This window comes from Sphingomonas changnyeongensis, from assembly GCF_009913435.1.
Classification (GTDB): domain Bacteria; phylum Pseudomonadota; class Alphaproteobacteria; order Sphingomonadales; family Sphingomonadaceae; genus Sphingomonas_B; species Sphingomonas_B changnyeongensis.
Genome location: NZ_CP047896.1, coordinates 59,355 through 72,224, shown reverse-complemented (window position 1 = coordinate 72,224; position 12,870 = coordinate 59,355). Strand labels below are relative to the sequence as shown.

The following is a 12,870-nucleotide window of genomic DNA, read 5'->3' as shown; positions in this document are numbered from 1 at the left end:
TTGCTTGGGCGAGAGTCGCTGTTCTGGTATGGAACACATGTCTTCCGATGCGCTGGACATCCCCGACAATCCTGATGCGGTGAAGGCGCTTTTGGCGGCGATGCAAGCCAAAATCGCTGCCTCCGAGCAGGCGCTGGCAGCAGAGCGATCTGCGCATCAGGATACCCGGCCGCAGCTCGCCGTAGCCGAAAATGCGATCAAGCTCACGACGCTGCAGATCGAGAAGCTGAAGGTCCAGCTTGCGCGCCTTCGGCGGATGAAGTTCGGCCAGTCCTCGGAGCGGCTGTTGCTGCTGGCGGGCCAGCTAGAGCTATCGCTGGAGGATCTGGAAGCCGCGCAGGCGCATGCCACCTGCGTCATCGCCGACAGGACAGCCGAGGAACCGGGCTTAGAAAGCAGTCAGCCTCGCCGTCAGCCGCTCCCTGCGCATCTCCGCCGCGAAGAGGTGCTACCCCGGCGTCGGCAGCGGACGGTTGCACCAGCTGCGGCGGCGCCATGGCGCGGTTGGGCGAAGACGTGACCGAGGTGCTGGGATATGTGCCGGGACGCTTCCACGTCGTTCGGCATGTTCGGCCGAAGCTGACCTGCAATTGCTGTGACGCCATCAGTCAGGCACCGGCACCTTCGCAGCCGGTGCCCCGCGGCCGAGCTGGTCCAGGCCTTCTGGCGCATGTGGTCGTGTCGAAATTCGCGGACCATCTGCCGCTCTACCGCCAATCGCAGATCTTCGCGCGGGAGGGTGTCGAGATCAGCCGATCGACGCTGGCGGACTGGATGGGGCAGGTCAGCTGGCTTCTGCAGCCGCTGGTCGACCGTATCGCGGAGCATGTGATGGCCAGCCCCAAGCTTCACGCCGACGACACGCCGGTTCCGGTGCTGTCGCCGGCTAGCGGCAAGACGGCGACGGGGCGGCTATGGGTGTACGTGCGCGACAATCGACGATGGCGTCACAGCGACAAACCCGCGGCGCTCCACCGCTACAACCCGGATCGCAAGGGAGAACGCCCGCGCGAGCACCTCAAGACGTTTGCAGGCTTCCTGCAGGCTGATGCCTATGCCGGGTTCGAGAAGCTCTACGCGGCCAATCGACAGCCGGGGCTGATCATGCCCATTGCTTGTTAGGCGCACGTGCGCCGCAAGCTGCACGATGTGCTCGATGCCGACGCCCGCTCCATCGCTCGTGAAGGGCTGTTTCTGATCGGCGATCTCTATGAGGTCGAGAGGCGGATCTCCCGAGACCCGCATGACGATCGCCGCAAGGCGCGGAAATACTCCAAGCTGAAGGCGCCCGACTTCTTCCAATGGGCAGACGGCGTGCTCGCGCAGGTGTCGGCTCGGTCACCGCTGGCGGAGGCGCTCCGCTACGCCGTTCGTCTGAAGCCGGCACTTCTCACCTACACGGAGGATGGTCGCCTCGAGGTCGACAACAACCTGGCGGAGAATGCGCTACGCGGGATCGCCGTGGGTCGGAAGAACTGGCTCTTTGCCGGTGCCGACTGCGGTGGCGAGCGGGCAGCAGCGATCTACAGCCTGCTCGAAACGGCGAAGCTCAATGGGATCAACCCACAGGTCTGGCTCGCCAACGTGCTTGATCGGATTGGACGAGGTCACCGCATCAATCCGGTGGACGGGCTACTGCCCTGGCATTGGGTGGCCCCACAGGCCTTTTCGTCCGACAGTGCTTGAAAAGTGGACCGGCACCTCGTGCCCAGAAGCGGGCATTGACGAACGCGGCCCGAAACCGGCTAGATAGAGTGATGCCGGCCCCGCCCCCCGACCCAGAGACTGAGCCAAGCTATTTTGCTTACAGTGCTACGCTGCGAATCCATGGAATCGGTCTACGGTTAGACGAGCTAACAGATCGTCTCGGCATAAAGCCTACACATCAACATCGTCAGGGTGAACAACGCAGGCCCGGCTCCAAGCCTTATCGATCAGATGCTTGGCACCTCACCGCTGCCGTGCCGGAGAACACCGAACTTTCGGAGCACCTACGCGAACTATGGCGACAGGTTCAGCCGCATATTGACTATCTGCGCTCGCTTGAGGCGCAAGTTGACGTGTTTTGCGGCTACAGGTCAAACAATGGTGCATCTGGTTTTTCGGTCCAACCGGATGCCCTTGAGATATTCCGCGCGCTAAACATTCCATTTGGCGTTTCGATGATCGTCGATAGCTGGCTGGCGCAGCGACTAGATGAGCCAACGATCGAATAGCGTCGACCGCTAGCGAGCGACGACAAGGGCTCAACAGGCAGATTCCCGCCACTCTTGGCCATCCCGCCGAGCGGCTGCGCCAAAAGGCGCCGCGCGCTGCTCGGCGCGGCCGACGTCCGCTTATAGCTCGCCTCCTATCCAGCGCGACCGAGTTTGAAAGGTTTCTTGTCCCGTCGCCTTTCGATGGTCATGCTTGGATAGCTGCCATAAGAGTCGAGGGGTAGATATGGACACAGTGCTTCGCAGGGCTACCCAAGCAGATGCTGCAACGCTTGGCGCTGTCCATGTCGCATCGTGGCACGAGACGTACACCGGCATCATCCGCTGGGGGCCCTGTCCATTGACGCGCGTATCGCAATGTGAAGCAAAATCCTTGGCGAGCCCGCTGCGTTCGGCTGCCTCGCTATCTTTGTTGCTGAAGATGATGGTCAGGTGATCGGCTTCGGTTCCTGCGGACAACAGCGGGATCAGGCCCTAGCGGACGCCGGATTTGGTGGCGAGTTCAGCGCGATCTACGTGCTCCGTTCGCATCACAAGCGCGGTTTTGGAGGGGCGATCATAGGCGCGATGGCGGAAAAGTTAGCTGCTGCCGGTCACTCTGCCGCCAGCCTGTGGGTGTTACGCCAGAATGATCCTGCTCGGAGCTTTTATGAAAAGCTTGGAGGTGTGGTCCTGGGCGAGAAGGCCGATGGGCAGCCTAACGCGACGCTGGTCGAAGATGCGTACGGGTGGCGCGATCTATCGGTTTTGGTAGAGCTTACGGCACGATAGATCCTCCCTCCCTGTATCGCTTTATGGGCCGAAAACGAACAGGCCGCTTTTCCTCAGACGGTTCTGGGCGAACGCTTACCCAAGGCTGACAGATCCTACGTCGATGTCGCACGTGACACTTTGCCTGCGCGCGGCTTACGCTCACCAAAAGCGACTCCTTTTCTGCTAGTTGTGACGGAACGAACGGGCCATGAACATCTCTCGGATCTAGGCGGGAGACGCGGCCGGTTCGGCAAAGTGTCACAGCGGACAAACGCATTGGAATCACAGCGCTTTCATTGCCGTCTGGCTTGGCGGATTCCTCAGACTCTGGCATAGGAGGAGAGGAACAGACCGGGACTGAAGGAGCGACGTATCGTGGGCAATACCGCGCTCAACGTGGCGAAGATTATGGATCGCCTGCACCAGAGCTCCAGGCGCCCGCGATATGCCTATATGGTTCTGAGCCTGTTGGCCGAACAGGCTGATCAGGGCGGCAAGGTCGGTCCGAGCATCATCGATGACGATAAGGAACGGCTGACCTTACGGGACTATGTCAGCAAGCGTCTCGCCAAACTGTCCGGTTACCGCGACCGCAGACGACAGCTGGAGCAACGGGTCAGGGCGGAGCTGGCGGGCAAGCTGCCTCAGGACTTGTTCGAAGCTCAGGCGATCGTTGATCGGCATGTTGAAGAGCGTGCACGCCAGACCAGTGCGGCCAACTTCAGCCGGGTCCTGACCGAGCTGGAGAAGGCCGGCTTCGTCAACCGTTTCTACCAGGGCTATCGGACCAATCATGCGAACCGCGGGGCGCAGCGCCACCTAGTTTGCGTCCTTGATGGCGATGTGTCCGCAGCGCTTCGTTCGCGGGATCGCTTCATTTGAGCGAACAGCGTAGCGCAAACTGATCGTCCCGCGCTGGTCCCGCAGCCATAACGAGGGTCTGCTGGCCGCGATGATGGTGGTGCCAAAAAGCTGATATGATCCCAGAAAACCAGAACGCTTTGCGTTAGAGGTTTGCGCCGTAATTTCCTCGGCTGGGGGGGGGCACGTCCAATGGGCCCCAGTTGAACGGCTCAGGTCGATCGGCGGCCGGTGCCTGAACGGTAGCCAGCTAGATACGAGCCCCGCAATCGGACAGCAGTGGTAGTCAGTCTGGATGACTCAAAGCTTATCGCGAACATGGCGATGACCTGAGGGGGGGACATTCTGGCAGAGGGGGCTGGACGATGACCAAGCCGAGAATGGCCGGGCACTGCCCAGCGTCTTGTTCATTGAAAGCGAGGGGTCAGAGCAGCACCACAACCGACACATTATCGTAGCCGCCGGCCTCCAGCGCCGCCACGACCAGCATGTGGGCAGGGTCCTCGTGACTGGCTGACAGGATGCCGGCGATCGCGTCATCGTCAACCATGTCGGTGAGGCCATCAGAGCAGAGCAAGAGGCGATCTCCCTCCTCGAGGACACATTCGCTCACATGCGCGACTGGAAGCGGCTCCGGAGCGTATCCTCCCAGGCACTGGGTCAGAGCGTGGCCAACGCTGTCGTCCTCGGACAACATCTCCAGCACGCCCCGCCGAAGACGGTAAAGCCGACTGTCGCCGACATTGAACATCATCACGCTTGAGCCCTGTTGGAGCACTCCAACGATAGTGGTTCCCATTCCGGCAAGTTGAGCGTGAGCTGCAGCGATCTCGTGCAGACGCAGATGGATCGCAGCCAGCGCCTTCTCGATTTGTGCCCTGTTGGTGGCGACCGGCAGCAGTTCGGAGAGATACATCGTGGCGAGTTCACTCGCGGTTTCCCCAGCCGCATGACCGCCCATTCCGTCGGCGATCAACGCCCAGCTGGACGTGCGAGGGTGGGCCAACCTGCCCTCGGGACTATCGCGCGAGTTCCAGCCTTCGAGCGCGATAATGTCTTCGTTGATTGAACGGATCAGTCCGACATGACTCCATGCGAATGCTTGCATCGGCCTCCACTAGCAAATGGTACAATACAATGTCATAGTCCAAATTGGATGCGACCGGATATGTCGTAGGCGGGGGGTAAATTAGCAACATGACTGACTTCAAAAGACGATTCGACGCTGACGCATTGGGGAAGCATGTTGGCGAACAAAACTCACTGATTGGCGCTCTGTTCGATCGATGGGTTCTCCCAGGCGGCAAGGCAAACGACGAGTTCCCGCTGCGGCTTGCTATCCGAAACGGATACCTGAACTTCTACGTACACGGCCAATCCGTTGCCGAGCTATCCACGCCCCGGCGTCAACCTCGTCTCAAGGTGCACTGGAAGTATGCGGCGGGCGTCGTTAAGGGGACGAAGGCAGCTACTCCGCCGCCAGCCGACGCCTACCGGACCTACCAAGGCGACGACCTGATGGGCGATGCGCGGAACATTGTGGCCGGATGGATTATGACCGCTGCCACATATGCAATGCCTGAGAAGCGCTTCGTCGAACACCTCGTGGCGAACAACCACAATGTGATCGACCTCGAGATGGCGCTACCCGGCGACAATCAGCTGGTGTCCTGCATGGAGAAGCGGCGGGGTAAGCTCGTTGCCCCGCGCATGGACATTGTGGTCGCGCATGCGAAGGATGACGGCGAGACACAGATCGACTTTTGGGAGGCCAAATTGGCTAACAATGCCGAACTCCGCGCCACCCTTCCCGAAAATGGCGGCATCACGGAACCCCACGTTTGCCAGCAACTGACCGATTATACAGCGTGGGTACGGTTGCCACACCGGACACTCCAGGTTCAGAGCGCGTTTCAGGAGGCCGGCCAAAGTCTTGATCTGCTGGCCGAGAGGGCGGGCAAGCATGGCGCTGCAAGGGATCTGTGGCGCGCGCTTGGAAGGATGAAGCCACAGATCAACCCGCAACCGGGCATCGTGGTAGGCAACTATGATCCCCTCTGCCCAAAGGACACCCGTCTGCCTGCCGCCAAAACCCTCGAACCGCATCTGAACCGTTTGACAGGTGGCAGCGACGATCAGCGACGCTTCGTCGTACGACAGATATGCAGTCGCGCCTGTGCCAATCGACTGCTCAAAACCCCGCTGCCCGGGGAGTGCCTTTGACCCTATCGCTGACTGTCCATCGGGGGACGGAGCAAATCGGCGGTAGCTGCATCGAGCTTGAGGCCGAGGGTGAGCGCCTCATTCTTGATGCGGGTCGTCCTTTGGATGCGCCTCGTGAAGCTCGAGATTTGCTACCGCTGACGTTGGACCGAGTACGGCCAGCAACCGTTCTCTTCAGCCACCCCCACATGGACCACTGGGGGTTGGTGGGTGAGTTGCCCGATCATTGGTCCCTAATGACGGGGCACAAATCGGCGGAGCTCATGCGACTGACGGAGGAGCTGTTCGGCGGGGTGCTTGATCGTTCGATTACCTGTTGGAACAGTCGCGGAGGTTCATTCAGGGTCGGCCCTTTCACGGTCACACCGTTCTTGACCGACCACAGCGCCTTTGACGCCTACATGCTTCTGATCGAATGTTCCGGCACACGACTACTCTACACGGGCGATTTTCGGACGCACGGGCGAAAGGCCAAGCTTGTGGAGGTGACCTTAAAGAAGCTAGCGGGTACCGTCGACGTGCTGCTGATGGAAGGAACCAATCTCGGCACGGCCAAGCCGGTGATCACCGAGCGCGAGCTTGAACATCGCTTCGCAGATGTTGCCGGCAGGACCAGAGGGCAGGTGTTTGTTCAGTGGTCGGCGCAGAACATTGACCGCACTGTCACGTTGTATCGGGCAGCGCTCCGAAGTGGCCGCGAACTGGTGATCGACCTGTATGCCGCTGATGTCCTAAACCGTGTGGCGCAGGACACGAACATCCCTCGGCCAGGCCGCGATTTCGACAAGCTGCGAGTCCTTATTCTCCCGAGCGGACAGCGCCTTTTCCATCGTGCCGGCCGGTCAGCTGAGGCCGACAGGATGGCCAGGCAGCCCTATGCAATCTCTCGCCGGCGGCTGGTTGGCCGACCATCCATTATCATGCTGCGAGATTCGATGTTCCCGGACTTCGAGCGCGCTGGGATCACGTTTGAACCGGATGACACCTATGTGTTCTCGAACTGGAAAGGCTATCTCGACCCGAATGCGCCCCAAAGCGGTTGGAACCGAGCAACCGCGAATGGTGCAAGGACTTTGCATCTCCACACAAGCGGGCACGCTAGCGCCCGAGAGTTGGAGCGCTTTGCCGCACAGCTAAATCCGCGCTGGCTAGTGCCAGTCCATGGCATCGCATGGGCGACGCCCGAGATCACGCTTCCTCCAGTCTGTCGGCTAGCGGACGGAGAGACTTGGAATGTGCCGCACTAACGACCATAGGGCCGTAACCGGCTTTACTTGAAGGAGCGGCGGATTTGGCTGCAGCGGATTACACAAGTGATGGTGTCATAAGCGCCGATCCTGCCTATAGGTCCTCGGTACTTGAAAAGGTTCTTGAGTACCGCTTCCTTGCTGACCTTTTGGCACACCTACTTACGCGGAGCATCGACTTTGACGTGCTGCGCGGCGACGTCGATCTTCAGGGCCACGACCTTGTCATCGAAGCCAACGGCATTGTCCGCCATATCCAGCTCAAAGCAACGGTTGCCGGTGGGAAACGCTCCAAAGTCAACGTAAACACCAAGCTTTCGTCGAAACCCTCGGGCTGTGTAGTCTGGATGCGCTACCATCCAGAGACGCTTGAAATCGGCCCATTTGGATGGCTTGGCGGCCTGCCCGGCGAGCCACTGCCCGATCTGGGCACGAAACTAGTTCGCCACAGCAAGGGCAACGCTCAAGGCTTTAAAGCCGAGCGTGCGGGCCACCGGATCGTTGGGAGAAGCCGCTTCACGATGGTTCCGGACATCAGCGGCTTAGCGCATTTGTTGTTTGGGACTGGCAAAGTGGATATCAGTGCCATCCTCAACCTGCAGTTGCGCGCAAGCGCCGGGGCGCATATTGAAGTCGTGCTACGCAGCCTGTGTCCAGAGCAGCTCGATTGGAGCAACTCAGTCGGGATCGCGCACCTAATCGATGGCTATGAACTCATCCAACGCGCCGGTCTAGGTACACCATCGGTATTCGCTGACCAGCAACTTTCCCGGGCACGCGAAACTGGCTTCTGGTCGGGCGACCTACCGGAACTCTGGGCTACGCTCTTTCTTGAGCATCGTCGGTGGCGCATGAGCGCGCCGATGGAACCAGGCCCTGACGCCCGCAACTTGCTGGACCGACTTTGCGAGCAGTTGCAGACGGCATTGCAGCGAGCCGGTTATCTTGCCAGCTGAACCTGTCTATTGGCAGTGACTACGAGCTAGGCTTCGTTGACGTGCTCCCCTGATTGTTACCAGTCAATGGTTGTTTGATGGGATGGCAACGTGTCTGGGGGCATGCCCCCAGACACGTTGGCCGGCGATTTCGGCGGTGATTTGAGCCCGGAAAACTGGATCGCTTTGAGTTAGAGTTTTTCGCCGTAATCTCCCTGGCTGGGAAGAGCGCAGGACGATGAAGGTATCGAGGTTTTCGGAAGCCCAGAAGGCGTTCATTCTGAAGCAGAGAGCGGACGGCGATCCCGTAGCGGACAGCTGTCGGAAGGCCGGGATCAGCTAGGCGCAGGAGATGGCCTGGTATCGCTCCCAGCCGATCCCCGGCCTCGACGGACACACGCCGGAGGCGCTGGTCAAGTCCGGCAAGGCGGGCGCGGTCCGCGACTATCTCGATCATCTCGCGCTCGGCGGATTTGCTTGAGGTTCTCGGGGCGCTGCTATCGTGGCCATGACCCCGTCTGGTCGTTCACTCCCCTCTCCGGCGGGGGTGCGGCAAACACCGGGGGGCGGTTCAACCGCAAGGGCTAGCCAACACTTTATCTTGCGATCGATATCATGAGGGTCGTCGGCGAATGCACCCAAGGCTTCAGCCATCGCCTTCAGCCGCTGAAGATGTGCGAATTTGAAGTCGATTGCGAGGACATTGCTGACCTAAGTGACGAGGCAGGTCGGCAGAAGCACAACGTCCAAATGGACGACCTCGCATGCGGATGGCTGGCGTGCCAGCGAGCGAACCGCGACGCCCGGTCCTGGCTGGTCGCCGACCGCCTTCGTCTGGACGGCTATAGCGGGATCATCGTGCCGAGCTTCGTCCCTGGGGCGACCATGGCCAACCGAAACTTGGTGCTATGGGACTGGAGTCCCGACCTGCCGTACCGGGTTATCGACTATGATCCGGCCGGCCGCCTGCAAAAGAACCGGCTCTCTTGGCAGGGTGCAGGCGTATGAGCGGTTTGGATAGTGAATCCCTAAGCGTCGTGACAACGCAGGTGCATCTTGTGAAGACGGGTTCGCGCGGGTCATCCCGTCTACAGTAGGGACGTTGCCGGAACACCTTTGCCAGTACACAATGGCAAGCGAACCTCCGAGCCGGCTGCGCCGCTGCGCCGGTGTAGTCGCCGAACTGCCCGGCAGTCATGAAGAAGCTCAAGGGCCGGCCGTTCGCGAGGGCGACGGCGTGGAGCTTCGTGCTCAAGCCGCCTTTCGTGCGTCCGATTAACATCCGCCGATCATCCACCCGAGGCTTGCCATGGCTATTCGGGAAGAACGGCCGCAGTCGACTGCTGGCACGGGGTTCCCCTGCACGGGCGGGGATCGGCCGTGGGACGACTGTGCGGGCGTGTCGCGCTACGCCGGCCCGTCGCATTCTCCTCCACGTACGCACAAGCCTTGCCTTCTTCACGCAATTTAAGCCAGTTGCGCCTGAGTGTTAGGGGATGCTGTCTGACGTTGAAACGGGAGAATCGAAGACATGACGAACGAGGAGATCAAAGCCGAGACGAAGAAGATCGACTTGATCTATCAGGCGCTAAAGTGGAGTCCGATGATCGTGTTGGTCGGACCCCGGCTGCTCAACGGCGTCCATGGCGGCGACATCGTCATGGCGATCTTCGCCTTCTTCCTGTGCGGTATTTCCAACAGGCTTCTGGCGCAGCCGGTGGCCAACGCCATGTTCAAGCGGCTGACCAAGCGCATGCTGGACGACCTGTCCCGAGGACAGCCGGTCGCCAGCCGCTATAGCTGGTGGAACCCTCGACCAGGCGCGATGATCATCACCGGGGACGATCGCATCGGCCTCGTCCACACCTGCACCGACTATCAGCAGATTGAGATCACGCCCGACCAGATCCTAAAGGCGAGCGTCGAGGTGGAGACGACCACCACCGCCAAGACGAAGACGAGCGGCTCGCCCATGATCGGCTTCATGGGATCGAGCGGAATCGGGGGCGGCTGGTCCTTCGGGCGCCGTTCCACCACGACGTACCATCACCGGCACGACTATATCGTGGAGATCATGTGGCAGACGGGCCGCAACTCGCACCCGCACTGCGCCGTCATCTCAGCGGGTGATCGGACGACCGCCGAGTCTATGGCGGGAATCGTTAACAGGATGATGGGCCAGGCACCGCTGCGTCAGGTAGGTGCGAGTGGCCCTGCGATTGAGGACGGCCCTGCGGCTTCCGCCTTGGCCTTACCGCTGACCCGCTCCTAGAGGGGCCCCGCCGAATGGCTGTCACGGGTCCTTCCAGGGGGCATCGCCGAGTGATCTGATCTCGGAAAACTGGATCGCTTTGAGTTACGTAATCTCCCTGGCTGGGAAGAGCGAAGTACGCTGAGGGCATGGAGGTTTTCTGACGCCCAGAAGGCGTTCTTTCTGAAGCAGGGAGCGGACGGCGTTCCCGTAGCGGATATTGGCCGGGAGGCCTGGATCAGCCAGGCGACCTACTTCAACTGGAAGAAGGAATAAGACGGCATGCTGCCGCCTGACACGCACCGCCTAAAGCAGCTCGAGGACGAGAATTCGAAGCTGCGCAAGCTCGTGGCCGACCCGTCGCTCGACAAGGAGCTGCTGCAGGACGCCATCCGCCGAAAACTGTGAGACCAGCTCGCAAACGCGAGCTGGTGAACGGGGTTCGCAGTGACTGGGGCGCGTCCAGACCGAGTGCCTGATTGCTGCACTTGGGCGGCCTTTTCGCCTTGCAATCAAGGGTTTGGGTCTGCTTATCTAACTACAGCAACTCCGACCAATTTTGTCGTAGCATGATGCAAATGGGGGATATGTCGGCTTGACGCAGCTGAGATGACCGCGGTTCATCACTTGGCGGCCTTTCGCCATGCGACGAGAACCAAGGCGGCCGATAACGTTGTTCGGCAGGCATCTGTGCGCGAGCTGGACGACTGACGTAAATGGGGGTTCCGGGTGGAAAGCTTATTGTACATCGCAATGGCGCTCGCGGTCGCAGTCTTCGCTCTCATGCTGCTGGTTCTGCAGAGCGCCAGGAAGCCGGCTGCTCTGCCCGACGAGCTGATCTCGCGCTTGGCAGTGATTGAGCAGGTCGCCAAGGAACTGCCCGTCGCCTTCCGCGAAGAAGCACGCACAGGCCGTGACGAACTCCGGAAAATGTTCAGCTCGCAGACGGAGTCGCTCGAAGGGCGTTTCGCCGCTGTGGAGAACCGGCTAAGCGAGTTCGGCAAGTCGCAGACAGAGCAGCTGAGCCTCATGCGGACTGAGGCTGCGGACAGTCGGGCCAAGCTTGAAGAGGCTATCCGAGCGAACGCTGAGAGCTTCTCAACAGCCCAAGCCGAACGGCTCAGGGATACCAATGATGCGGTTCGCAACCTTTCCGACCAGCTGCTTGAAGCTCAGAAAGCGGCTCGAGAGGAACAGCGGACTGCGCTTCAGGTTATGTCCGCCGCGCAAACAGACCGTCTGCGCGAAACCAACGAAGCGGTTACCGCTCTGTCCGATCGCTTGATTATTGCGCAGCGCGACAGCCGAGAAGAGCAGCGCCTCGCACTTGAAGGCGTGACAGGTAAGGTTGCGCAGCTCATCGAGGCCAACGACAAGCGTCAGGAGGCGCTCCGCGAGACAGTGTCGAAGGGGCTAGAGACGCTACGTGCCGACAATGCCGACAAGCTCGAGAAAATGCGGGCAACTGTGGACGAGAAGCTTCAGGGTACACTCGAAAAGCGGCTGGGCGAGTCTTTCCAGCTCGTCAGTGACCGCCTAGAGCAGGTCCACAAGGGCTTAGGCGAGATGCAGAACCTCGCGACCGGCGTCGGTGACCTGAAGCGCGTCCTTAGCAACGTCAAATCGCGCGGTGGTTGGGGTGAGGTACAGCTGGGGATGCTCCTTGAGGATATGCTCACGCGGGACCAGTTCGCTGCTAACGTCCGTATCCGGCCGGAGTCAGCCGAGATGGTGGAGTTCGCTGTTAAGCTCCCAGGACGCGCGGGTGGAGGCGATCCGCTTTGGCTTCCGATCGACGCGAAATTTCCACATGAGGATTATGATCGGCTTCTCGTCGCGCAGGACGGAGGCAATGCTGAGGATGTCGAGAAGGCTGGTTTGGCGCTCGAGAGGGCTATTCGCCTGCAGGCGAAAACGATCTGCGAGAAGTACGTCCACCCGCCCTATTCGACGGACTTCGCCATCATGTACCTCCCTACCGAAGGTCTCTTTGCCGAGGTGATCCGGCGTCCCGGTCTTGCCAGCGATCTTCAATCGAAACATCGCGTTATGGTACAAGGTCCGACCACTCTCGCGGCGCTCCTTACGAGCTTGCAGATGGGCTTTCGCACTCTGGCTATCGAAAAGCGCTCCAGCGAGGTGTGGCAGGTGCTGGGAGCGGCCAAGGCCGAGTTCATGAAGTATGGCCAGGTTTGGGAGAAGCTGGGGAAGCAGCTTGATACTGCAAAGCGCACCGTAGATGAGGCGGGCAAGAGAACACGGGCGGTTGAGCGGCGGCTTCGAGAGGTGGAGACGCTTGACACACCAGAGTCAGCGGGAGTCTTGCAGATAGTCACGCCAGACGATGACGACGTTTCGTCGGAGACTGCCGAATAGTGGGTTGT

Annotated in this window: 9 protein-coding genes and 6 pseudogenes; 13 read left to right on the top strand and 2 right to left on the bottom strand. The window is 60.4% G+C overall.

What is annotated here, in order from left to right; genetic code table 11:
* The first annotated feature begins 37 nt into the window (after positions 1 to 37).
* From tnpC to GVO57_RS14265, 4 genes and pseudogenes are all read left to right on the top strand, one after another.
* Positions 38 to 1,686 (top strand): annotated as a pseudogene (tnpC, locus tag GVO57_RS14280) (IS66 family transposase).
* A gap of 71 nt (positions 1,687 to 1,757) precedes the next feature.
* Entirely contained in the window at positions 1,758 to 2,216 is a 459-nt protein-coding gene (locus tag GVO57_RS14275) for a DUF4279 domain-containing protein (RefSeq protein ID WP_160594082.1), read from the top strand.
* Positions 2,217 to 2,648: 432 nt separating this feature from the next.
* Positions 2,649 to 2,987 carry a GNAT family N-acetyltransferase gene (locus tag GVO57_RS14270; RefSeq protein WP_160594081.1) on the top strand — a complete coding sequence of 113 codons (339 nt, stop codon included), beginning with the start codon at positions 2,649 to 2,651 and terminating at the stop codon, positions 2,985 to 2,987.
* 357 nt (positions 2,988 to 3,344) lie between these two features.
* Positions 3,345 to 3,851 carry a hypothetical protein gene (locus tag GVO57_RS14265; RefSeq protein ID WP_160594080.1) on the top strand — a complete coding sequence of 169 codons (507 nt, stop codon included), beginning with the start codon at positions 3,345 to 3,347 and terminating at the stop codon, positions 3,849 to 3,851.
* Between the two features lie 403 nt (positions 3,852 to 4,254).
* Here the strand turns inward: GVO57_RS14265 and GVO57_RS14260 are convergent, their stop codons facing one another.
* The gene (locus tag GVO57_RS14260) at positions 4,255 to 4,938 is read right to left on the bottom strand and encodes a PP2C family protein-serine/threonine phosphatase (protein ID WP_160594079.1); all 684 of its coding nucleotides are present in this window, start codon (positions 4,936 to 4,938) and stop codon (positions 4,255 to 4,257) included.
* A gap of 89 nt (positions 4,939 to 5,027) precedes the next feature.
* On the opposite strand from GVO57_RS14260, the gene GVO57_RS14255 reads away from it, so the two are divergent.
* The 6 genes and pseudogenes from GVO57_RS14255 to GVO57_RS14230 form a co-directional block, all read left to right on the top strand.
* On the top strand, positions 5,028 to 6,053 hold the full coding sequence (locus GVO57_RS14255; RefSeq protein ID WP_160594078.1) for a hypothetical protein: 1,026 nt from the start codon (positions 5,028 to 5,030) through the stop codon (positions 6,051 to 6,053).
* Complete coding sequence (locus GVO57_RS14250) at positions 5,993 to 7,300, top strand: MBL fold metallo-hydrolase (protein ID WP_233281614.1); 1,308 nt, start codon at positions 5,993 to 5,995, stop codon at positions 7,298 to 7,300. The genes GVO57_RS14255 and GVO57_RS14250 overlap by 61 nt, the downstream gene beginning before the upstream one ends.
* Before the next feature lie 44 nt (positions 7,301 to 7,344).
* Entirely contained in the window at positions 7,345 to 8,256 is a 912-nt protein-coding gene (locus GVO57_RS14245; RefSeq protein ID WP_160594077.1) for a hypothetical protein, read from the top strand.
* A gap of 217 nt (positions 8,257 to 8,473) precedes the next feature.
* Positions 8,474 to 8,575 (top strand): annotated as a pseudogene (locus tag GVO57_RS15530) (transposase); the annotation flags it as partial.
* A gap of 6 nt (positions 8,576 to 8,581) precedes the next feature.
* Positions 8,582 to 8,716: pseudogene (locus GVO57_RS14235) on the top strand (antitoxin Xre/MbcA/ParS toxin-binding domain-containing protein); the annotation flags it as partial.
* Positions 8,717 to 8,838: 122 nt separating this feature from the next.
* A pseudogene (locus GVO57_RS14230) lies at positions 8,839 to 9,243 on the top strand (RES family NAD+ phosphorylase); the annotation flags it as partial.
* Positions 9,244 to 9,391: 148 nt separating this feature from the next.
* Here the strand turns inward: GVO57_RS14230 and GVO57_RS15700 are convergent.
* A pseudogene (locus tag GVO57_RS15700) lies at positions 9,392 to 9,610 on the bottom strand (hypothetical protein); the annotation flags it as partial.
* Between the two features lie 156 nt (positions 9,611 to 9,766).
* Between GVO57_RS15700 and GVO57_RS14220 the strand changes: the two are divergent.
* The 3 genes and pseudogenes from GVO57_RS14220 to rmuC all read left to right on the top strand — a co-directional run bounded on the left by GVO57_RS14220 (position 9,767) and on the right by rmuC (position 12,862).
* Entirely contained in the window at positions 9,767 to 10,507 is a 741-nt protein-coding gene (locus GVO57_RS14220) for a hypothetical protein (protein WP_160594076.1), read from the top strand.
* A 120-nt stretch (positions 10,508 to 10,627) separates the two neighbouring features.
* Positions 10,628 to 10,950, top strand: a pseudogene (locus GVO57_RS15190) (transposase); the annotation flags it as partial.
* 289 nt (positions 10,951 to 11,239) lie between these two features.
* Positions 11,240 to 12,862 carry a DNA recombination protein RmuC gene (rmuC, locus tag GVO57_RS14210; protein WP_233281612.1) on the top strand — a complete coding sequence of 541 codons (1,623 nt, stop codon included), beginning with the start codon at positions 11,240 to 11,242 and terminating at the stop codon, positions 12,860 to 12,862.
* The last annotated feature ends 8 nt before the right edge of the window (positions 12,863 to 12,870 follow it).

Excerpts from the sequence above, each read along its gene's own strand:
- GVO57_RS14255 (WP_160594078.1), top strand. The coding sequence starts at position 5,028 with ATGACTGACTTCAAAAGACGATTCGACGCTGACGCATTGGGGAAGCAT.
- GVO57_RS14275 (WP_160594082.1), top strand. The coding sequence starts at position 1,758 with ATGCCGGCCCCGCCCCCCGACCCAGAGACTGAGCCAAGCTATTTTGCT.
- rmuC (WP_233281612.1), top strand. The coding sequence starts at position 11,240 with ATGGCGCTCGCGGTCGCAGTCTTCGCTCTCATGCTGCTGGTTCTGCAG.
- GVO57_RS14220 (WP_160594076.1), top strand. The coding sequence starts at position 9,767 with ATGACGAACGAGGAGATCAAAGCCGAGACGAAGAAGATCGACTTGATC.
- GVO57_RS14260 (WP_160594079.1), bottom strand. The coding sequence starts at position 4,938 with ATGCAAGCATTCGCATGGAGTCATGTCGGACTGATCCGTTCAATCAAC.
- GVO57_RS14250 (WP_233281614.1), top strand. The coding sequence starts at position 5,993 with ATGCAGTCGCGCCTGTGCCAATCGACTGCTCAAAACCCCGCTGCCCGG.